General features: G+C 70.3%; 21 protein-coding genes and 2 pseudogenes. 6 read left to right on the top strand and 17 right to left on the bottom strand.

The annotated features are described in order from the left end of the window. Positions 1–20: 20 nt before the first annotated feature. From RDV84_RS00505 to RDV84_RS00465, 9 genes are all read right to left on the bottom strand, one after another. Positions 21–344 (bottom strand): Rieske (2Fe-2S) protein, encoded by a 324-nt coding sequence (locus RDV84_RS00505; protein WP_057946632.1) that lies wholly within the window; start codon positions 342–344, stop codon positions 21–23. Between the two features lie 119 nt (positions 345–463). After that, positions 464–1,006 (bottom strand): GNAT family N-acetyltransferase, encoded by a 543-nt coding sequence (locus RDV84_RS00500; protein WP_309152138.1) that lies wholly within the window; start codon positions 1,004–1,006, stop codon positions 464–466. Beyond that, positions 1,003–2,244, bottom strand: a complete 1,242-nt coding sequence (locus tag RDV84_RS00495; protein WP_309152137.1) for a cysteine desulfurase — start codon at positions 2,242–2,244, stop codon at positions 1,003–1,005. Before RDV84_RS00495 ends, RDV84_RS00500 begins: the two co-directional genes overlap by 4 nt. A 103-nt stretch (positions 2,245–2,347) precedes the next feature. Then, positions 2,348–3,643, bottom strand: coding sequence for a Fe-S cluster assembly protein SufD (sufD, locus tag RDV84_RS00490; RefSeq protein WP_309152136.1), 1,296 nt, complete (start codon positions 3,641–3,643; stop codon positions 2,348–2,350). 25 nt (positions 3,644–3,668) lie between these two features. Then, entirely contained in the window at positions 3,669–4,433 is a 765-nt protein-coding gene (gene sufC / locus RDV84_RS00485) for a Fe-S cluster assembly ATPase SufC (RefSeq protein ID WP_057946636.1), read from the bottom strand. A gap of 19 nt (positions 4,434–4,452) precedes the next feature. After that, positions 4,453–4,890, bottom strand: a complete 438-nt coding sequence (locus RDV84_RS00480) for a hypothetical protein (protein ID WP_309152135.1) — start codon at positions 4,888–4,890, stop codon at positions 4,453–4,455. Then, positions 4,883–5,086: a hypothetical protein gene (locus RDV84_RS00475; RefSeq protein ID WP_309152134.1), complete on the bottom strand. Its 204-nt coding sequence runs from the start codon at positions 5,084–5,086 to the stop codon at positions 4,883–4,885. The genes RDV84_RS00480 and RDV84_RS00475 overlap by 8 nt, the downstream gene beginning before the upstream one ends. Next, the gene (gene sufB, locus RDV84_RS00470; RefSeq protein ID WP_309152133.1) at positions 5,083–6,573 is read right to left on the bottom strand and encodes a Fe-S cluster assembly protein SufB; all 1,491 of its coding nucleotides are present in this window, start codon (positions 6,571–6,573) and stop codon (positions 5,083–5,085) included. Before sufB ends, RDV84_RS00475 begins: the two co-directional genes overlap by 4 nt. A 16-nt stretch (positions 6,574–6,589) precedes the next feature. Then, entirely contained in the window at positions 6,590–7,051 is a 462-nt protein-coding gene (locus tag RDV84_RS00465) for an SUF system Fe-S cluster assembly regulator (RefSeq protein ID WP_057946639.1), read from the bottom strand. A 253-nt stretch (positions 7,052–7,304) separates the two neighbouring features. Between RDV84_RS00465 and RDV84_RS00460 the strand changes: the two are divergent. From RDV84_RS00460 to RDV84_RS00440, 5 genes and pseudogenes are all read left to right on the top strand, one after another. Beyond that, positions 7,305–7,769: pseudogene (locus RDV84_RS00460) on the top strand (SET domain-containing protein); the annotation flags it as partial. 491 nt (positions 7,770–8,260) lie between these two features. Continuing rightward, positions 8,261–9,046 carry a 3-hydroxybutyrate dehydrogenase gene (locus tag RDV84_RS00455; protein ID WP_309152132.1) on the top strand — a complete coding sequence of 262 codons (786 nt, stop codon included), beginning with the start codon at positions 8,261–8,263 and terminating at the stop codon, positions 9,044–9,046. Positions 9,047–9,189: 143 nt separating this feature from the next. Beyond that, positions 9,190–10,680 (top strand): DUF3734 domain-containing protein, encoded by a 1,491-nt coding sequence (locus tag RDV84_RS00450; RefSeq protein WP_309152131.1) that lies wholly within the window; start codon positions 9,190–9,192, stop codon positions 10,678–10,680. A 370-nt stretch (positions 10,681–11,050) separates the two neighbouring features. Further along, complete coding sequence (locus RDV84_RS00445) at positions 11,051–13,312, top strand: DUF5916 domain-containing protein (RefSeq protein ID WP_309152130.1); 2,262 nt, start codon at positions 11,051–11,053, stop codon at positions 13,310–13,312. 295 nt (positions 13,313–13,607) lie between these two features. Continuing rightward, a complete protein-coding gene (locus RDV84_RS00440; protein ID WP_057946642.1) occupies positions 13,608–14,087 on the top strand; it encodes a hypothetical protein in 480 nt (159 codons plus the stop codon). A gap of 50 nt (positions 14,088–14,137) precedes the next feature. Here RDV84_RS00440 and RDV84_RS00435 read toward each other — a convergent pair whose 3' ends face one another. Continuing rightward, positions 14,138–16,198, bottom strand: coding sequence for a TonB-dependent receptor family protein (locus tag RDV84_RS00435; RefSeq protein WP_309152129.1), 2,061 nt, complete (start codon positions 16,196–16,198; stop codon positions 14,138–14,140). A gap of 193 nt (positions 16,199–16,391) precedes the next feature. Then, positions 16,392–16,463, bottom strand: coding sequence for a DUF6053 domain-containing protein (locus RDV84_RS25550; protein WP_425606337.1), 72 nt, complete (start codon positions 16,461–16,463; stop codon positions 16,392–16,394). Between RDV84_RS25550 and RDV84_RS27250 the strand changes: the two genes are divergently transcribed. Then, entirely contained in the window at positions 16,435–16,599 is a 165-nt protein-coding gene (locus tag RDV84_RS27250; RefSeq protein WP_486624508.1) for a hypothetical protein, read from the top strand. The genes RDV84_RS25550 and RDV84_RS27250 overlap by 29 nt on opposite strands. A gap of 515 nt (positions 16,600–17,114) precedes the next feature. Here RDV84_RS27250 and RDV84_RS27245 read toward each other — a convergent pair. The 6 genes and pseudogenes from RDV84_RS27245 to RDV84_RS00410 all read right to left on the bottom strand — a co-directional run. Beyond that, a pseudogene (locus RDV84_RS27245) lies at positions 17,115–17,435 on the bottom strand (EamA family transporter); the annotation flags it as partial. 169 nt (positions 17,436–17,604) lie between these two features. Further along, positions 17,605–18,429, bottom strand: coding sequence for an AraC family transcriptional regulator (locus RDV84_RS00425; RefSeq protein ID WP_309152128.1), 825 nt, complete (start codon positions 18,427–18,429; stop codon positions 17,605–17,607). A 125-nt stretch (positions 18,430–18,554) separates the two neighbouring features. Then, positions 18,555–18,638 carry a DUF6053 domain-containing protein gene (locus tag RDV84_RS25545; RefSeq protein WP_425606338.1) on the bottom strand — a complete coding sequence of 28 codons (84 nt, stop codon included), beginning with the start codon at positions 18,636–18,638 and terminating at the stop codon, positions 18,555–18,557. Further along, positions 18,617–19,072 carry a PIN domain-containing protein gene (locus RDV84_RS00420; protein WP_309152127.1) on the bottom strand — a complete coding sequence of 152 codons (456 nt, stop codon included), beginning with the start codon at positions 19,070–19,072 and terminating at the stop codon, positions 18,617–18,619. Before RDV84_RS00420 ends, RDV84_RS25545 begins: the two co-directional genes overlap by 22 nt. 16 nt (positions 19,073–19,088) lie before the next feature. Continuing rightward, positions 19,089–19,832 (bottom strand): hypothetical protein, encoded by a 744-nt coding sequence (locus RDV84_RS00415; protein ID WP_309152126.1) that lies wholly within the window; start codon positions 19,830–19,832, stop codon positions 19,089–19,091. Next, positions 19,829–20,596 (bottom strand): hypothetical protein, encoded by a 768-nt coding sequence (locus tag RDV84_RS00410; RefSeq protein ID WP_309152125.1) that lies wholly within the window; start codon positions 20,594–20,596, stop codon positions 19,829–19,831. The genes RDV84_RS00415 and RDV84_RS00410 overlap by 4 nt, the downstream gene beginning before the upstream one ends. Positions 20,597–20,791 lie beyond the last annotated feature (195 nt).

Below are 20,791 nucleotides of genomic sequence, written 5' to 3'. Positions count from 1 at the left end.
CCACCGGCCGCGCAGCCGCCTCACCCGCGGTCGTCGCGCGTCCACACCCCGCCGTCCTCGACCTTGACCGGGAACTTCGCCACCGGCTCGTACGCCGGCGCGCACAGCGGCCGGCCGTCGCGCACGTCGAAGCGCGCGCCGTGCAGCACGCACTCGATGCTGGCTTCCTCGCCGTCGAAGGTGCCCGAGGACAGTTCGAAGTCCTCGTGCGAGCAGCGGTCTTCCAGCGCGTAGTAATCGCCGTCGTAGTTGCACACGAAGATCGCGGTGTCGCCGTCCCAGGCGACAGTGGATTCGCCCGGCAGCAGTTGCGAGGTGGCGCAGACGAAGACCCAGTCGCTCATGTCTTGGCTTCCTTTCGGTCAGTGCGGGACTAGGGACCGGGGACCCGAAGGTAGGGTATGCGGTAAGGCGCGGCGAGCTTCTGCGGGTCCCTGGTCCCCGGTCCCGGGTCCCCCAAAATTCACAGCGACTTTTCCAGCACCTCGAAACTCAGGTCGTCGCGCTTGGGCAGCCCGAACCGCGCGTCGCCGTAGGGGAACGGCTTGAACCGGCCGGTGCGCAGATAGCCGCGGCGCACGTAGTACTGGATCAGTTCCTCGCGCACGTTGATCACGGTCATGCGCATCGTCGGCGTCTGCCATTGCTCGCGCACGACGCGCTCGGCCTGGGCCAGCACGCGCTTGCCGATGCCGCCGTTCTGCAGGCCGGGGTCGACCGAGAACATGCCGAAATAGCCGGCACCGTCCTCGATCGCGATGTGCGCGCAGGCCAGCAGCCGCGGGCCGCTGCCGTCGTCGAGTTCGGCCAGCAGGATCATGTTCTGGGGCTTGGCCAGCACCGCGTGGATTTCGTCGGCGCCGGTGCGGCGGCCGTCGAGCAGATCCGATTCGGTGGTCCAGCCGCGGCGGCCGGAGTCGCCGCGGTAGGCCGATTCGACCAGGGCCACGACCGCGTCGGTGTCGGCCAGGGTCGCGGGGCGGAAGGTCAGTGCGTCGAGGCTCATGCGAGTAGCGTGCGGACCTTGTTGAGGGCGGCGACGAAAGCGTCGATTTCTTCGAAGGTATTGTAGTAGGCCAGCGAGGCGCGGCAGGTGGCCGGCACCCCGAAATGCTGCATCAGCGGATGCGCGCAGTGGTGGCCGGAGCGGATCGCCACGCCTTCCAGGTCGAGCAGGGTGGCCAGGTCGTGGGCGTGCGCGCCTTCGACCAGGAAGCTCACCACCGCGGCCTTGTCCGGCGCGGTGCCGAAGATGCGTAGGCCGGGGACCTCGCCGAGCGCGGCGGTGAAGCGTTCCAGCAAGGCCTGCTCGCGCGCCTCGATGTTGTCCATGCCCAGCGCGCCGAGGTAGTCGACCGCGGCGCCGAGCCCGGCGAAACCGGCGATGTTCGGCGTGCCGGCCTCGAAGCGGCGTGGGCCGTCGGCGAACACCGTGCCGTCGAAGCGCACTTCCTTGATCATCTCGCCGCCGCCGATGAACGGCGGCATCGCGTCGAGATGCTCGCGCCGCGCCCACAGCGCGCCGGTGCCGGTGGGGCCGCTCATCTTGTGGCCGGTGAGGGCGTAGAAGTCGCAGCCGATCGCGGCGATGTCGAGCGCGCGATGCGGCGCGGCCTGCGAGCCGTCGACCAAGGTCGCGATGCCGCGCTTGCGCGCCTCGCGGCAGATCTCGCGCACCGGGTTGACGGTGCCGAGCACGTTGGACACATGGGTCAGCGCCAGCAGCTTCACTTCCGGCGTCAGCAGCGAATACAACTGGGCGAGATCGAGACGGCCGAGTTCGTCGAGTTCGGCGACCTTGATCGTCGCGCCGGTGCGCTGCGCCACCAACTGCCACGGCACGATGTTGGCGTGGTGCTCCATGCGCGTGAGCACGATCGCGTCGCCGGGCTTGAGCCGCGGCAGCGCCCAGGAATAGGCGACCAGGTTGATCGCGAAGGTGGTGCCGCTGCACAGCACCAACTCGTCGCTGCGCACGTTGAGGAAACGCGCCAGCTTGGCCCGGGCGCCCTCGTAGGCTTCGGTCGCCTCGGTGCCGAGCGTGTGCACGGCGCGGCTGACGTTGGCGTTGTGGCGGCGATAGAAGTCGTCGACGGTCTCGATGACCGCGTTGGGCTTCTGCCCGGTGTTGGCCGAATCGAAATAGATCAGCGGCTTGCCGTGGACTTCGCGGGTGAGCACCGGGAAGTCGGCGCGCACGGCGGTCCAGTCGATGGCGGCGGGAGTGGGGGCTGCGACGGTCATCGTTTTCCCGATAAGCGAGAAGTGAGCGGAGAGGAGCGAGGAGTGAGCGGAAGCGGCGAAGAGCTCTTTCTCACTCCTCGCTCCTCTTCGCTCACTCCTCGCTTCAAGCCGGTTGCAAGCGCTCCAGCGCCAGATTCAGCCGCACTTCCAGCATCGCGCGCACGCTCTCGTCCTCGAGCACCGAGACGGTCTCGCGGCAGAACGCGGCGGTCAACAGGGCGCGCGCGGCCTCGGCCGGCACGCCGCGCGAGCGCAGGTAGAACAGGGCGTTGGCGTCGATCTGGCCGACGGTGGCGCCGTGCGCGGCCTGCACTTCGTCGGCGTGGATCTCCAGCACCGGCTGGGTGTCGATCTCGGCGCCCTCGCTGAGCAGCAGGTTCTTGTTCGACAGAGCGGCGTTGCTGCCGTCGGCGCCTTCGCGGATCAGGATGCCGCCGTGGAACGCGGCGCGCGAGCGACCGGCGCCGAGGCCGCGCCAGACCAGCTCGCACTGGGTATCGCGGCCGACGTGGTCGATGCCCAGGCGGGTATCGAGATGGCGGCGGCCGGTGGCCAGCAGCACGCCGTTGGCGTGCACGTGCGCGCCCTCGCCGTGCAGGGCGGCGTTGAGTTCGTGCCGGCTCAGCGCGGCGCCCAGTTCCAGATCGAGGCGGCGGTACTGCGCGGCGCGCGCCAGCACCGCGTCGGTGCGGGCGATGACGGTCGCGCCGAGCGCCTCGTCCTGCACCCGCGCATGCGCGAGCTGCGCGTCGGGAGCGAGGTGGACGTGGGTCAGGCTGTTGCCGAGGTGGTTGTGGCTGTCGCTGGCCAGGTGGTGCTCGACCACGGTCAGGCGGGCGCCCTCGCGCAGTTCGATCAGGTGGCGCAGGTGCCAGGCGCGATCGCCTTCGCTCGGGCTGGCGACGAACACCAGATGCACGGCGGTGTCGGCGCGCACGCCGGCGTCCACGCGCAGCACCGCGCCTTCGTCGGCGAGCGCGGCGTTGAGGCGGGCGAAGACTTCGTCGGCGCGCTCGAAGCGGCGGGCGAGGAAGTTGGCTTCGCGCGCATCGTCGCCGGCCAGTACCTGCGACAGCGGCTGCAGGCTCACGCCCGCCGGCAGGCCGGACAGGTCGCTGTGGCCGGCATCGAAGCGGCCGTTGTGGAAGACGATGCGCGGCGCCGGGATGCCGGCGACCGCGGCGGCGTCGAACGCGGCGGGCGCGGCATCGGCGGCGGCGAAGGCGCGGCGTTCCAGCGAACGCAACGGGGTGTACTTCCAGGCTTCGGTGCGCGGACCGGGCAGGCCGTCGCGCAACGCGGCGTCGAGCGCGGCGCGGCGGGTCTGGCCGAGGCCGGCGGATTCGCGCGCGGGCAGCGCGTCGAAGGCGGAAGCGAAAGCGTCGAGCAGGGCGCTCATCGGGTGGTCTCCTGTGCTCGCGCCGTCAGGCCGCGCTTTGCGGCGCGACCCGGTCCTTGAGCCAGGCGTAGCCGTGCGCTTCCAGCTCCAGCGCCAGTTCGGCGCCGCCGGTCTCGACGATGCGGCCGTCGGCGAGCACATGGACCACGTCGGGCTTGATGTAGTCGAGCAGGCGCTGGTAGTGGGTGATGACCAGGAACGCGCGTTCGGGCGAGCGCAGCGCGTTGACGCCGTCGGCCACGGCCTTGAGCGCGTCGATGTCCAGGCCCGAGTCGGTTTCGTCCAGGATCGCCAGGCGCGGTTCGAGCAGGGCCAGCTGGAAGATCTCGTTGCGCTTCTTCTCGCCGCCGCTGAAGCCTTCGTTGACGCCGCGGTGCAGCAGTTCGTCCTTTAGATGCAGTACGGCGAGCTTCTCGCGCACCAGCTTGAGGAACTGCATCGAGTCGAGTTCGGCCTCGCCGCGCGCCTTGCGCTGGGCGTTGAGCGCAGCGCGCAGGAAATAGGTGTTGTTCACGCCCGGGATCTCGACCGGGTACTGGAAGGCCAGGAACACGCCGGCGGCGGCGCGTTCTTCCGGCTCCAGCGCGAGCAGGTCGCGGCCGTCGAACTCAACGCTGCCGGCGGTGACCTCATAGCCCTCGCGCCCGGCCAGCACGTTGCCGAGCGTGGACTTGCCGGCGCCGTTGGGGCCCATGATGGCGTGCACCTGGCCGGGGATCAGCTCCAGGGTCAGGCCCTTGAGGATTTCCTTGCCGGCGACGGAGACGTGGAGGTTTTCGATCTTGAGCATGGCGGGATTCTTGGTTGATTCAGTCGTCAAGCCGTTCCAGGTCCGCCAGGTCTTGCAGGCGGCCCACGGCCTTCTTGTTCTTGCGCAGATCGTCGATTCCGATCACCGAGACGCTGGTGCCTGCGAGCGGCACGACGATCCGGTTCGGGAAGCACTCGTCGAAGTCCACGCCATCGGCGAAGTTGATCAGCTCGATCTTGTTCGGCTCCATCCCCAGGACCAGCATCGCGCGCGGTTTGCAGAACGCGGCGGGGTCGGCCTGGAGGTCCGCGAAGCCGAAGTCGCGCAGCGCGGCGATCAGCCGGCGCGCGTTGTCCTCGGTGCCGCGAAACCAGACGTCCATGTCACGGGTGTAGCGCACGTGCCCATGTACGCCGAGTGCGATGCCGCCGACCAGCATGTAGTCGACGCGGTTGGCGCCAAGGGCAGCGAGAAAGTCGCGCCAGTCGTCAGGCAACCGAGACATCGCGCAACTCGATCACATAGGCGAAAGGCGGATTGCCGCCCTTGAACAGCTCGTTTCCTTCCCGATGCAGGTTCAACGTCTCCTGCAGCCGCTCTTCCGGCGGGCGCGAGCGCCAATAGCGCACGGTCCCGGCGTCGCGCTCTTCCGGCGCGACGAAACGCAGGGTGCGGACGACACCGGTGGTCATCCGACCGAGCCCTCCAGGCTCACTTCCAACAGCTTCTTGGCCTCGACCGCGAACTCCATCGGCAGTTCGCGGAACACGCTCTTGCAGAAGCCGTCGACGATCATCGACACCGCGTCTTCCTCGCCGATGCCGCGCGAGCGGCAGTAGAACAGCTGGTCTTCGCTGATCTTGGAGGTGGTGGCCTCGTGCTCGACGGTGGCGTCGGGGTGCTTGACCTCGATGTAGGGGAAGGTGTGGGCGCCGCACTTCTTGCCGATCAGCAGGCTGTCGCACTGGGTGTGGTTGCGCGCGCCGGCGGCGTTCTTCTCCACCTTCACCAGGCCGCGGTAGGTGTTCTGGCCGCGGCCGGCGCTGATGCCCTTGCTGACGATCTTGCTCTTGGTGCGCTTGCCGACGTGGATCATCTTGGTGCCGGTGTCGGCCTGCTGGCGGTGGTGGGTCAGCGCGACCGAGTAGAACTCGCCGACCGAATCGTCGCCCAGCAGCACGCACGAGGGGTATTTCCAGGTGATCGCCGAGCCGGTCTCGACCTGGGTCCAGCTGATCTTGCTGCGCGCGCCGCGGCATTCGCCGCGCTTGGTCACGAAGTTGTAGATGCCGCCGCGGCCTTCCTCGTCGCCGGGGTACCAGTTCTGCACCGTGGAGTACTTGATCTGCGCGTCTTCCAGCGCGACCAGCTCGACCACCGCGGCGTGCAGCTGGTTCTCGTCGCGCATCGGCGCGGTGCAGCCTTCCAGGTACGACACGTAGGCCTGGTCCTCGCACACGATCAAGGTGCGCTCGAACTGGCCGGTGTGGCCGGCGTTGATGCGGAAGTAGGTGCTCAGCTCCATCGGGCAGCGCACGCCCTTGGGGATGAACACGAAGCTGCCGTCGGAGAACACCGCCGAGTTGAGCGCGGCGAAGTAGTTGTCGCCGACCGGCACGACGCTGCCGAGGTACTTCTGCACGAGTTCGGGATGTTCGCGGATCGCCTCGGACATCGAGCAGAAGATGATGCCCTTCTCGGCCAGTTCCTTGCGGAAGGTGGTGCCGACGGAGACCGAGTCGAACACCGCGTCGACCGCCACGCCGGCCAGGCGCGCGCGCTCGTGCAGCGGCACGCCGAGCTTGTCGTAGGTGTCGAGCAGCTCCTGCGGCACTTCGTCGAGCGAGTTGTACTTGGCCTTCGGCGCGCTGTAGTAGCTAAGCGCCTGGAAGTCGATCGGGGCGATGTTGAGCTTGGCCCAGTGCGGCATCGGCATGGTCAGCCAATGGCGGTAGGCGGCCAGGCGCCAGTCGGTCATCCACTGCGGCTCGTTCTTCTTGGCCGACAGCGCGCGCACCGTGTCCTCGTCCAGGCCCGGCGGCAGGCTGTCGGATTCGATGTCGGTGACGAAGCCGGCTTCGTAGCGGCGGCCCAATTGCTCATGGATCGCTTCGTTCTGAAGCGGACGATTAGCGATGTCGCCCGCCGGTGCGGGGGCGGTCTTGATGTCGGTGGCCATGGCGGCTGCCTACTGTCTATGCGCCGGCCAGGCGCAGGTCGATGCGCTTGGCGGTGGCGACTGTTTCGGTTGGAAAAGAAGGAGCGAGCATCTGCGCGAGGGTCACGTTGCTGAGGGCTTCGACCACGACGTCGTTGATCCGGCGCCAGTTGGCGCGCACGCCGCACTGGCTTTCCAGGCCGCATTGGCCTTCGTGCAGGCTGCATTCGGTCATGCCGAGCGGGCCTTCCATCGCCTCGACGATCTCGATCAGGCCGATCTCGTCGGCCGGGCGGGCCAGCCGGTAGCCGCCGTTGGCGCCGCGGAAGCCCTCGACCAGGCCGGCCTGGGCCAGCGGTTTGAGCACTTTGCTGACCGTCGGCGCTTCCAGGCCCGCCCGTTCGGCCAGTTCGGCCGCGCTGAGGACGCGGTCGTGCTGGGCCGCCAGGACGGTCAGGACGACCGTGGCGTAGTCGGTGAGCTTGGTGACGCGGAGCATCGGCGTGGGGGCGCTGAGGGCGGGCTGGTGAGGGCGGGCGTTAATTCGTACCGAAATTGTACGGTTTTATTCCGCCGGGAGCCAGCCGGGGGATTTGCGCGATTCAGCGGCCTGGGCGCCGCCGCCGGGCCCCATGCCGGCGCCGGGCCGAGCCGCGGGCCCTCGCGCGGACGAGGCGGAAAAGGCGACCCCGGCGATAGCGGCGGACGCCTCCGGCAGGCGAGAATGCCGGTTCGTCATTTTGGGAATCGTCATGCCGCGCAAGATCGCCGCCCGTCGTTCAGCCATCCACGGCAACGGTGTATTCGCCGTCGCCCCGATCGCCAAGGGCGAACGCGTCATCGAGTACAAGGGCCGCCGCCGCACCCACGAGGAAGCCGACGCCGGCGACACCGGCGACGCCGACTCCGGCCACACCTTCCTGTTCACCCTCAACGACGAGTACGTGATCGACGCCAACTACGAGGGCAACACCGCGCGCTGGATCAATCACAGCTGCTCGCCCAATTGCGAGGCCGTGCTGAACGAGGACGAGGGCGACGACCGCCGCCTGGACCAGGTGTTCATCGAGGCGATCCGCGACATCGCCCCGGGCGAGGAACTGTCCTACAACTACGGCATCACCCTGGCCGAGAAGCACACCAAGGAACTGAAGAAGATCTGGGAGTGCCGCTGCGGCTCGCCGGACTGCACCGGGACGATGCTGCAGCCGAAGAAGGACAAGAAGAAAAAGAAGAAGGACAAGGACAAGAAGAAGGACAAGAAGAAAAAGAAGGACAAGAAAGGTAAGAACAAGGACTGACCGATCGCGGCGAGGCGGCGCCCGCTCCGTGTAGGAGCGGCGCGAGCCGCGACCGCGCCGATGGGGCTTGCGCGCTGGCCGCAGGCCCCGTTACGTTCCGGCCGGACGCAGGCCGGGTAGATCATGAGAGGCGTGCTTTCGCCGGCGATTCGTTTTCGCGGTCGCGGCTTGCGCCGCTCCTACATATGAAGCGTCCGGCCGCGCCCGGACCGGCCGATTGCGCAAACTCCCCGCGCAACTTCCCCCGCGGACGAAGGTCCGATTCCCGTAGCCCTCGCGCGGCGGGACACTGCGATGCAGCCGCCGCCACGCCGCGATAACGCGGCGCGGCGACAATGGCCGCCGGTCCGCCGTCGCGGCGCGCTGTTTCCGCATCGTCTTCCGCATCGTCCAGGAGTTGGGTTCCCATGAGTTCGATCCAAGGCAAAGTCGCCGTCGTCACCGGTGCCGCGAGCGGCATCGGCAAGGAAATCGCGTTCGAGCTGTCCCGCGCCGGCGCCGCCATCGCCATCGCCGACCTCAACCAGGCCGGCGCGCAGGCGGTGGCCGACGAGATCGTCGCCGCCGGCGGCCGCGCCATCGGCGTGGCCATGGACGTCACCGACGAGGCCGCGGTCAACGCCGGCATCGAGCGGGTGGTCGCGCAGCTCGGCGGCATCGACATCCTGGTCTCCAACGCCGGCATCCAGATCGTCAATCCGATCGAGAACTACGCCTTCGCCGACTGGAAGAAGATGCTCGCCATCCATCTCGACGGCGCCTTCCTGACCACCAAGGCCGCGTTGCCGCACATGTACAAGGGCGACAAGGGCGGCGTGGTGATCTACATGGGCTCGGTGCATTCGCACGAGGCCTCGCCGCTGAAGTCGGCCTACGTCACCGCCAAGCACGGCCTGCTGGGGCTGTCGCGGGTGCTGGCCAAGGAAGGCGCCAAGCACAACGTGCGCAGCCACGTGGTCTGCCCCGGCTTCGTGCGCACTCCGCTGGTGGACAAGCAGATTCCCGAGCAGGCCAAGGAGCTGGGCATCAGCGAGGATGAGGTGATCAAGAAGGTCATGCTCGGCAACACCGTCGACGGCGTGTTCACCACCGTGCAGGACGTGGCCCAGACGGTGCGCTTCCTGGCCGAGTTCCCGAGCGCGGCGCTGACCGGGCAGAGCTTCGTGGTCAGCCACGGCTGGTACATGCAGTAAACCGTTGCGTGCAGGGCCTTCAGGCCCGGTGCCTCCCGATCCGATGGCTGGAATGGGAACACAGGCATCGGGCCTGAAGGCCCTCGCGCCATGGCCGCCGCGAACGGGCGGCCCCGACACGGCAACCACCCTCGGAGGCCGCGATGCCCGCTCCGCGTTCCCGCAAGACCGCCGCCGGCGCTTCGCGCGCGGCGGCCAAGCGCAATCCCCGGCCGGCCGCGTCGGCCGGGCGCGATCCCAAGCCGGCCGCGCCGGCCAAGCGCGACCCGAAGCCGGCGACGCCGGCCAAGCGCGACCCGCCGTCCAAGACTCCGCCGCGCAAGGAACCGCCGAAGCGCGAGCCGGGCGCCGCCGCGCGCGCCAGCGCACCGCCGGCCCGCGCGCGCCGCGAGGCCGGGCCGGCGCCGGCGACGCCGCGCCAGGCGCGCCGCGCCGAAGCCACCGAGCGCGCCGCGCGCGAATCGGCGCAGCGCGTGCACGACGCCGCGCCGGCCCTGCCCGAGAACATCGCCCTGGTCCTGCAAGGCGGCGGCGCGCTCGGTGCGTATCAGGCCGGCGTTTACCAAGGCCTGTTCGAAGCCGGGATCGCGCCCAACTGGATCGCCGGCATCTCCATTGGCGCGTTCAACACCGCGATCATCGCCGGCAACCCGCCGGACAAGCGCATGGCCGCGCTGCGCGAGTTCTGGGACACGATCTCGCGCCCGAACATTTTTCCCGCGACCACGTTCGGCCAGGAAGCGCGCTTCGACGGCATCGACGCCGACACCCGCGCCTGGCTCGACACCTGGGAGGCCTGGCGCGCGTTGATCGAAGGCCAGCGCGGTTTTTACCAGCCGCGCGCCTGGCTCGGCGCCGACCCGTCGCTGTGGGCCGGCGGCCAGCCCGGCCCGGCCGCGGCGAGCTTCTACGACACCTCGCCGATGATCGCCACGCTCGATCGGCTGGTCGACTTCGACCGGCTCAACGACGGCGGCATCCGCGTCAGCGTCGGCGCGGTCAACGTGCGCACCGGCAATCTGGAGTATTTCGACAACACCCAGATGCGCCTGGACGCGCGCCACATCCTCGCTTCCGGCGCGCTGCCGCCGGCGTTCCCGGCGATCGAGATCGACGGCGAGTTCTACTGGGACGGCGGTCTGGTCTCGAACACGCCGCTGTCGCAGGTGCTTACCGCCAGCCCGCGCCGCGACACCCTGGTGTTCCAGGTCGACCTGTGGAACGCGCGCGGCGAGCCGCCGCAGAACCTGCTCGACGTGGCCGAGCGGCAGAAGGAAATCCAGTATTCCAGCCGCACCCGCCTGATCACCGACACCCAGCGCGTGTTCCAGCACTACCGCCGGCTGCTGCGCGAGCTGCTGGAAGAGATCCCCGAGGACGTGCGCGCCAGCAATCCCTGGGCCCAGCACGCGGCCGAATTGGCCTGCGACCGCCGCTACAGCGTGATCCACCTGATCTACCGCGACCGCGCCAAGATCGGCCACTTCAAGGATTACCAGTTCGGCCGGGTGGCGATGCGCGAGCACTGGCTGTCGGGGCAGGGCGACATCGCCCGCGCGCTGAGCCATCCGGACTGGCTGCAGCTGCCGCAGGGCGAATCGGCGTTCGTGGCGCACGACGCGACCGCGCCCTGAGCGCGTCGGTGCCGCTCCGCGCGGCCGCGCCGGCGCCACTCCCTCTGTAGGAGCGGCGCAAGCCGCGACCGCGCTCGTTCACGCCGACGGCGCGAGTCCGATGCCCCGCGGTCGCGGCTCGCGCCACTCCTACAGGAATAACTCCGCGGCTTGCGTCGGCTGATCCTTGTCACCCGACCGCCATGCGGCTGCCTGAACTGCGGTCCCAACGGCTCCGATGCGCCGCGAACGCCGAGGGTTGCCATGACTTACGCCAGTTAGCGCAAAGCCGCCGCACCGCTAGTCTGCGCGCCGTCGCGGTGCCGTTCGCCGCGATCCGCGCGCGGCCCGGCTCGCCCGCGACGGTCCACGCAGTCCCGGGGAGCGCGCCATGCGCCATCGTTGCACCATCGCCGCACTGGCCGCCGCCGGCGCCGCCGTCTCGCTCGCGCCGTGCGCGCGGGCCGTGGAGATCGACGGGCGCATCGATCCGCAGGAGTGGGCCCAGGCCCAGCGCATCGACGACTTCCGCCACACCCAGCCGCTCTCGCGCGAGCCGGGCCGGCTGCCGACCCAGGCCTGGCTGATGGCGACCGAGCGCGGCCTGGCCGTGGCCTTCCGCAACACCCAGCCGGCCGGGGTGCCGCGCATGCGCCAGCACACCCAGCGCGACGGCGACGGCACCGTCGACCGGGTCAATCTCTACGTCGACTTCGACGGCGACGGCCGCACCGGCTACAACTTCACCGTGACCCTGGCCAACAGCATCACCGACGCCACCGTCACCAACGAGAACCGCTTCAACAACGACTGGGACGGCCACTGGCTGCACGCCACCGGCGAAGACGAGCAGGGCTGGTCGGCCGAGATGCTGATCCCCTGGCACATCGCGCCGATGCGCGGCGGCGCCGGCGGCATGCGCACGCTCGGCATCCAGCTCGACCGCGTCGTCGCCTCCAGCGGCGAGCGCCTGTCGTGGCCGGCGGTGCACTACACCGAGGCGCGTTACCTGAGCGCGTTCAACCGCGTCGAGGTGCCGGCCTACCGGCAATCGCTGTTGGCGATCACGCCGTATGCGGTGGCCATCGGCGACGCGGTCGGCCACGCCAGCGACGTCGACGGCGGTTTCGACCTGTTCTGGAAACCCAGCGGCGCGTTCCAGCTCAGCGCCACCGTCAATCCGGATTTCGGCCAGGTCGAGAGCGACGAGCTGACCGTCAACTTCAGCGCCACCGAGAGCTTCTTCAGCGACAAGCGCCCGTTCTTCACCGAGAACCAGGGCTTCTTCGACGTGCCGTTCGGTTCGTACAACAACAACAGCCGGCTGATCTACACCCGCCGCGTCGGCGCCAAGGCCGACGACGGCAACGGTTCGGGCGACGTGACCGCGGCGATCAAGCTCAACGGCAGCGCCGGCGGACTCAACTACGGCGTGTTCGCCGCCAGCGAAGGCGACGCGGCCGGCCGCGATTTCTATGCCGCCCGCGTCACCCGCGATTTCGAACGTTTCGGCCTGGGCGCGATGGCCACGCGAGTGGAGCGGCCGTTCCAGGACCGCGTCGCCAACGTCTACGAGTTCGACCAGCGCTGGGCGCCGAACGCGCAGTGGTCGCTGCGCGGCACCGTGGTGGCTTCCGACGTGCAGCAGCAAGGGCGCAACCGGCGCGACAGCGGCGCGCAGCTGCGCGTGGACTACGACATGGGCGGCGGCTGGCGCCAGCAGCTGTACGGCCTGCACCTGGGGCGCGAGCTGATGCTCAACGACTTCGGTTACCTGGAGCGCAACAACTTCAACTACCTGCGCTACGACTTGGCCAAGCGCAAGACCGACCTGCCGGCCGATTCGGCCTACGCCAGCCAGGACTGGCACTTCGCCGGTTCGCGCCGCTACAGCGACGACGGCGTGCGCATCGCCGATGCGGTGGCCGTCAACCGCCAGAGCAACATGCGCGACGGCGGCACCGAGTTCGTCGAGGCCTCGCTGTGGAGCGGCGGCCACGACGACCTGCTCACCCGCGGCCACGGCACGGTGCGGATGCCGGCCAAGGCCTTCCTGAGCTACGAACGCCTGCGCCCGCGCCAGGGCGACAGCCCGTGGTCGCTGTACACCGAGGCCTATTACAAGGCCGAAGGGCTGGGCGATCTCGACCAGGGCCGGGCCACCGTGTACCTGGAGCCGAACTATCAGGTCAGCGACCGCATGCTGCTGTTCGCCGGCGTCGAATACAGCCACGATCCGGCCTGGCTGCTGTGGCGCGGCGACAACCGCATCGCCGATTTCCGCGCTGACATTCTCAGCCTCAACGGCGGGATGCAGTGGTTCATCGACGAGAAACAGGAACTGCGCGTGCGCTTGGAGACCATCGGCATCGACGCGCGCCAGCGCCAGGTGTATCGCGTCGACGCCGCCGGCCGGCCGTTGCGGGTCGAGGAAGCGGTGCCGGACTTCAGCCTGCGCAACCTCGCCTTCCAGGTGCGCTACCGCTACGAGCTGGCGCCGCTGTCGTACCTGTACATCGCCTACGTGCGCGGCGGCGAAATGTACGAGGAAGGCGCGCGCCGCCGCGACGTCGGCAGCGAGTTCGGCGACGCGTTCGGCTTGCGCGACAGCGAGCAGTTGCTGGTGAAGCTGTCGTACCGGTTCGAGATTTGACCGCCGTCGCGCGCAGGCGATGACCGCGTCGGCTTTGAGCCGGCCTGGCCCGCGTCGGGGTTCCGGCTCGCGCATCGCGCGCGGCTTGTGATCGAGCGCCTGGGTTCGCGAACGCAGCGCGCAAAGGGCTTAGCAGTACCGGTTCGGCGCGGGCGGCGGTGATAGACGTTCGCGCCGGCACCGCTGCCTGCGCGTGCCGGCGCGGGTTTCCGCACGCGCGCGCCGCCGCGGTCCGGGCGGTGCGCGCACGCGGGCGACCGCGTCCCTCCGCCTGAATCCGACAAGGAGCAAGTCCATGGACGTTCGTGCCATCCGCATCGCCGCCTGCACCCTGGCGCTGAGCCTGATCGCGTTTTCCGCCGTCGCCGCCGGCGGCAAGGGCGTGACCTGGCGCAAGGCCGGCCACGCCAACGGCGTGGATCGCGTCGCCTGCTTTTCCCCCGAATGCGACGCCTACCAGGGCGACACCGTGTGTTCGGCGCGCCTGCCGGTGCTGTGCCTGAACCAGGACGGCGCGCCCTCGCCGGTGCCGACCGACTTCTACAACGGCTGGGCCAAGGGCAACATCGCGTTGAGCCGCGCGGTACGCGGCGATTCGTTCAAGTCGCGCGGCGAAGCCGATGCGTTCTGCCGCGCCGAATTCGGCCCCGGCTACCGCATGGCCAGCCATCACGACGGAGACGGCGGTTGGGGCTGGCAGGCCTACGGCAACATCGACGCGACCACGCGCTTCTGGATCACCGTGATCGACCAGCCCAGCAGCTGCTGGAACTGAGCGCGAGCGCGCGGCGGCCGCACGGCCGCCGCGCGCCGCCGTCGGCGGCATCAGTCGCCGCGTGCGCCGATCCGGTCGCCCGACCACTCCAGCCCGACATACACCGCGCGCCCGTCGCCCGGCAGGACGTTGCGCCCGTCCTGCCCGCGCGCGTCGGCGATGGCGTTGGTGCTGGCGATCCACTTACGCCCGGCGAGATTGCGCGCATCGGCGAACCAGTTCCACTGCGCGCCGATGCGCCCGCCCACGCGCAGGCCGGCGACGCTGTAGCCCGGCGCCTTGAACGTGTTGGCGTGGTCGATGTAGTAGTCCTGCGGCGTCCACTCGATGTTCGGTTCGAGATAGAAACGTTCGTCCGGCGACCAGCGCAGCTGCGCGCGCAGTTGTTGCGGCGGCGCGCCGGCGAGATCGTTGTCGCCGTAGACGCGGTCGCGGTCGAAGCGGAAGTCGTTGTAAAGGTAGTTGGCCGACAGCGTCCAGGCGCGGGCGAAGCGCCAGCCCAGGCCGAATTCGACGCCTTGGTGCAGGGTACGGCCGGCGTTGACGGTGCCGAGCGGATTGCCTTGGCCGTCGTTGAGCGCGAGCAGTTCGCCGCGGATCCGCGCGCGATACACGGCGAAGTCCAGCGACAGGGTTTCGCGCTGCAGGCGCAGGCCGAACTCGCCGCTGTCGGCGCGCTGCTTGTCCACCGGCGTCACCCCGGGTCCGCCGCTGAGTTCGCCGAAACTCGGCGGTTCCAGGCTGCGACTGAGGTTGGCGTACCACTGCACGCCGTCGCCGGCGAGGTAGCGCAGGCCGAGCTTGGGACTGACGCCGCCGTAGTCCTTGTCGAAGCTCTCGTCGCGGCCGCCGAGGATCAACCGATCGTGCGAGAGTCGCTGCGAGCGCAGTGCCTGCGCGCCGAGCGAAACCGCCCAGCGCGGCGACAGCCAGCTCTGGTTCTCCAGGTAGAGCTTGGCGTTGCGCGCGCGCTGGTCGAAGCGGTTGCTCGGCGCGCCGGCGCGGCCGGCGAGGTTGAACCAGCGCCGGTCGTCGATCTCGCCTTGGGCGAAGGCGACGCCGGCGATCAGATCGTGGCGCAGGCCGAGTCCCTGGTAGTGGCCGCGCCAGCGCAGGTCCAGGCCGTAGTCGCGGCTGTCTTGGCGCAGCACCTGGAAGATCGGATGGTGCAGCGATTTGTCGGCGTAGTACGCCGACAGCGTCAGCGTGCCCGCGGCCGAAGGCGACCACGCCAGGCGGCCGGAAAGGCGGTCGAGGCGATAATCGCGGCGCTGATCCAGCGCCAGGTTGCCCGGGGCGGCCAGGCGCGGATCGCGCCGCGATTCGGCCAGGGTGAGGTTGCCGGGCAAGGCCGAACGGGTATCGACGTGAGTGAAGTAGAGCCGCCCGTCGAGGGCGTCGTCGAAGCGATAACCGGCGTTGGCGAACAGCCGGTAATTTTCCTGTTCGGCGTGATCGCGAAAGCCGTCTTGGCGCAAGCCGCTGAGGCTGGCGTAGCCGTCGGCGGCGCCGGCGGCGCCGGCGACGGCGAGCTGGCCGCGGCGATAGCCGAACGCGCCGCTTTCGATGCGCGCGCGCAGCGGCGCGGCGTCGTAGCCGGTCGGGGAGACGAAATCGATCGCGCCGCCGAGCGTGGCCGCGCCGTATTCCAGCGCGTTGGCGCCGCGGTAGACCTCGATGTAGCGCGCGCTCAGCGGCTCCACCGCCTGGAAATCGAAACCGCCGTCGGCGAGGTTGAGCGGGCTGCCGTCCTGCAACAGTTCCAGGCCGCGGCCGTGGAACGTGCGCTGCAAGCCCGAGCCGCGGATCGACAAGCGCGCTTCCTCGGCGCCGAAGCGCGGCTGCACGAATACGCCGGGCGCGTAGCCGAGCGCGTCGGTCAGCGTGCTCACGCGGCCGCCGCGATAGGACTCGCCGTCGACCCAGGCGGTCGCGCCGGCGCGCTGCGCGAGGCGCTCGCGCGCCTGCGCCGGCGCGGCGACCGTGGCCGGGCGCTGGCCGTGCACGCGCAAGCGGTCGAGCGTGATCGCTTCCGTGGCGGCCGACTGCGCGTGGGCGGCGCCGGCGAAGGCCAGCGACAGCAAGACGGGCGAAAGCGTGACGATGCGCATGCGAGGCCCTGGCCGCGGGAAAATGTCGGCCAGCCTAGTGCCGCGTCCGTGCGCGCAGATGCGGCAAAATGCCGCGCTGGCAAGCATGGCCGGCCGCGCCGCGATACCGCGTCAAGCTCTCTTGATGAGCGCGCCGCGCAGCGCTTTTGCGGGAGAGCTTCAGGCCCGATGCCCGATTGTTGTAGAGAGGCCTTCAGCCACAACGTTCGTTTGTCGTGGGAGGGCCTTCAGGCCCGATGCTCTCGTTCCAGATCGCCGCACCCACTCAAGCCGCGCTCTCCACCGCGACCTCCGGCGGCACCGGCTTGATCCGCAACGCCCACAACACCCCGGCCACCAGCAGCCCGATTCCGGCCAAGGTCAGCGCGGGCGGCCACTGCCCGCGCAGCATGAAGGCATAGGTCAGCGCGAACAGCGTTTCGAACACGATCAGCTGTCCGGCCAGCGCGGTCGGCAAGCGCTGGCTGGCCTCGTTCCAGCACAGCGTGCCGACCCACGAAGCGAGCAGGCCGATGGCGACCATCAGCGCGACGAAGTAGCCGGCGCGCGGACCGAACGGCATCGGGAACGGCGAGTGGGTCGCGCTCATGTACAGCCACAGCGCGATGTAGCCGGCCAGCGCGAGCGGCAGCGTCGCCACGCCTTGCGCGGTGGCCCAGCTGCGCGGGCTGCGGTCGGGGTGCGCGCGCAGCCAGTCGGCGTTGCGCAGCGGATACCAGGTCCAGCAGATCACCGCGCCGAAGGCGAGCAGGCCGCCGACCGCGTAGCGGCCGAGGTCGGCGTGCGACTGCGACTGCAGCTCGCGCAGTTCGGCGCGGTTGACGCAAGCGATGCCGAGCGCGATCAGCAACAGCGACGGCGCCAGCCGCGCCCACGGCAGGCGGCCGTCGCGGCGCGCGTTGCGCAGGTTGGCGCTGATCGCGATGATCACCGGCAAGGTGCCGATGATCATGGTCGGCAGCGGTCCGCCGGCGCGCTGGATCGCGCTGGCCAGGCACAGGTAATAGAGCAGGTTGCCGATCAGCGACAGCTTCAGCGCTTCGATCCAGTCGGCGCGGCCGAGCTGGCGCAGCGCCTTGCGGTCGAGCCAGGCCAGCGGCAGCGCGATCAGGCCGAAGGCGAGGTAGCGGCCGACCGACTGCAGCGCGGCCGGGTATTCGGGCAGCAACAGCGGGCCGACGAAGACCAGGCCCCAGATCAGGCCGGCGAGCAGGGCGTAGAGAGTTCCTAGCAGCATGGCCGCAGGATCGCGCGGCGGCCGCGGCGGCGTCTTGTACCAGATTGCGGTCGGGCGCCGGTATCGCCTGTAGGAGCGGCGCGAGCCGCGACCGCGACACCCCGCTTACGGCGAAATCGTGCAAGCCCGCGGTCGCGGCTCGCACCGCTCCTGCACGAGGGCTGTCGGATCAGCCGCGGAGTTGCTTTTGGTAGCGTGCAGGTGTGATGCCGTAGCGTCGCTGGAACGCGCGGGTGAAGTGGGCCTGGTCGGTCAACCCGGTCTCCGCGGCGATGCGCACCGGCGGCAGGCCCGCGGCCAGCAGGCGCTTGGCCTCGTACAGGCGCAGCGCCATCAGCATCTGCTGCGGAGTGACGTGGTACTGCGCGCGGAACTGGCGCAGGAAGTGGAACGGACTCAGGTCGGCGACCGCGGCCAGTTCTTCCAACGTCACGCGTTCGGCCAACTGCGCGCGCAGGTAGTCCAGCACCGGGGCGAAGCGCTTGGGCGCCTCCGGCCGCGCCCGCCGCGGCATCCGCGCGTGATCGCGGAATTCGTCGAGCAGGGCGTGCAGTTGGCTGTCGAACGCCAGCGGTTCGCGCGCATGCCACAGCGCATCCAGGCGTGCGGTGACCCGGCGCGCGCGCGCCGGATCGTGGCGCACCGCGTCGTCGAACCACCAGCCTTCGTCGCCGGTGATCTGCGCGGCGGCCTCGGGCTCGACATAGATCATCCGGTAGCGCCAGCCCTCGGCGGTGACCGCGTGGCCGGTGTGGAGCACGTCCGGATTCATCAGCACCAGCGAATCGGGCGGGGCGAGGTGATCGCTGCCGCGGTAGCGGAAGCGCTCCACGCCCGATTCGATCGCGCCCAGGCCGTAGGCTTCGTGGGTGTGCGGGTCGAAGGAGTGGCGGACGATGTGGGCGCGGTAAAGCTCGACCCCGGGGCGATGCGCGACCTGCCGGAACTGGGCGGCGTCGGAGGTGGCGTCGAAGCGGTCGGGCACGCCTTGCATGCGGCGAGTATGGCATGCGGGTTCGGGGGGCGCGGCGATCTGAGACGAAAGCATCGGGCCTGAAGGCCCTCCCACAAAAGCAGGTCATATCGGATCTGAAGGCCCTGCCACAGAAGCCAGCGCCTTCAGCCGCAGCCGGCTGTTGTGGGAGGGCCTTCAGGCCCGACGCTTTTGTCCCAGATCGCGATCAACCCGCAGGCGAACGCCACGCCTCCAACGCCACCCAGGTCCGTGGCGTCATGATCTCGAACCAGCCCGCCCGCGCGGTCCGCCGCCCCAGCACCACCAGGGCGTGGTCGCGGCTGAGCAGCCAGCGCGCGCCGGCCGCATGGGCCAGTTCCAGGAATTTCTGATCGTCCGGATCGGCGCAGCGCGGCAGCTTGGTTTCGCCCGCGCCGTCGTGCGCGAACGGGCGCAGCACTTCGTCGTACTCGCGCAGGCAGCGCGCGCGCGCCGCCGGGTCCAGCGCGAGCTGGGGATAGTCGAGGATGCGCTGCCATTCCTCGCGGCAGGGCGCGTCGGTGACCGCGGCCACCGCGCCGCTGCGCAGCGCCTGCAGCAGCGGCGCCACCGCCGGATCGGCGAACGCGAACAGGTCCAGGCAGACGTTGCTGTCGAGCACGATCCGCGGCGCGGCGCTCATGCGCGCGACCGCGGCGTCAAAGATCGTCCTCGCCAGGGAACGACACGCTCAGCTCGCCGACCCGCAACAGCCGGCCTTGTTCGGGATAGCGCTTGTCGTCGCTGGAGAACTCGCCATCGCCGGCCGGCACCTGCGCCTGCGTCGGCGCGTCCTCGGCCAGGCCCAGGCGCGCGTTGCGCCGCACCGGATCGCCGTCCCTGGGCGCGAGCGCGCCGCCGTTCCAGTCGGAAACGACGCCGCCGTAATCCCAGTCCAGGCCGAAGAAGCGCAGCGGCTTGCCGTTGAGGCGCGTCAGTTCGCTCAGCGTCTGGCCCATCTTCAAGCCGTTGTCCAGGCGCCAGCGGCTGCGCGGTTCGTCGACGACGACGATCGACAGGCCGCGCAGTTTCTCGCTGTCCTGGAAATAGACCCGCGCGCGCCGGGTCGGGTCGCCGTCGAACAGGCGCACGCCGCGGAATTCCTCGCCCTCGGCGCCGGGCAGGCGCTCGTCGATGGCGACGTTGTCGGCGCCGAACAACTGGCGCAGTTGTTCGACGCCCAGATCGGGCGCGAGCGCGCCGGGCAGCACGTAGTCGCTGACCGGTGCGAGTGCGGGCTGCTGGGGTGCGTCGCCCGCTGCGATCGTCGCTGCGGATGCGGATGCGGATGCGGGTGCGGCGGCCGGCGCGGGCGTCTTCGGCGCCGGCGCGGCGGCTTCGCGCTGGCACCCGGCCAAGGCCAGAGCGCACGCGAGCGCGGCGGCGGCGCGCGTCGCGCTCACGGCTTGAGCTCGCGGATGTCGGCGCTGGCGATGCGCCAGGCGCGTTGTTCGGCGCTGGCGCCGTCGACCACGGCGCGGCGCAGGGTGTAGCCGCCGACGTAGCGGCGCTGGCTGCCGTCGCGCTGGGTGGCGGTGATCGAGACCGGCACTTCGATGTGGCGCTGGCCGGCGCCCGCGTCGATGCGGCCCGGCGGCGCCAGTTCCACGCTCACGCCGGCGGTATTGGCGAAGCCGTTGGCGAACTGCTGCGCGTCCTGGCCGCTGGCGCGGCCGCCGTCGGACCACAGCGCGTAGGCGCGGCCGTAGTTGCGGCTGTTGATCGCGGCGTAGTAATCGCGGACCACGGCGACGGCGTCTTCGGGCGTGGGTTCGGCGGCGGTCGCGGCGCCGTCGGCGGCCGGCTGACTGGCCGAAGCGGCGTCTGCGTTGGCGGGATCGGCGCCGGCCGGCACCGGCAGGGCCGGATCGTTGGCGGCGACGGCGTCGGGATCGGCCGGGAGCGCGGCCGGATCGGCCGGCGGCAACGGATTACCGTTCTCGTCCAGCTGCGGCGCCGCGGCCGGGGCGCCGGCCGGGCCGGGCTGGCCGGCGTCGGGCATGCCGGTGATGCCGCCGCGGCCGCCGCCTTCGGGTACCGGCAGCGAGGCCGGATCGCCCGCGACCGTGCCGTCGCCGCCGGCTGCGGCGTCCTTGCCGCCGCAGGCGGCGAGCGCGGCCGCCAACGCGGCGGCGGTCAGCAGGGCGAGGACAGGCGAAAGGCGCATGGCGGAATCCTGAAAATCCGGGGCGCGCCGCGGTTGCGACGCGAGTCGGGCAGTGTAAGCCGCGCTGGCGGGCCGCGGCGTTCGCGCGTTGGCGGTCTGCGGCCGCGGCGGTTCGGTGCGCAGCGCGGGTTCAGCGGTGGATGGTGGGCGGGTGCGCGGCAGGCGGGCACGCGGCGGTCGCGGGGTGCGGCGCGC

It is taken from the genome of Lysobacter yananisis (assembly GCF_031199375.1).
In the GTDB taxonomy this organism is placed as follows: domain Bacteria; phylum Pseudomonadota; class Gammaproteobacteria; order Xanthomonadales; family Xanthomonadaceae; genus Lysobacter; species Lysobacter yananisis.
Note: the sequence above shows the minus strand (reverse complement) of the source record. Positions and strands in the feature narration are given on the sequence as shown.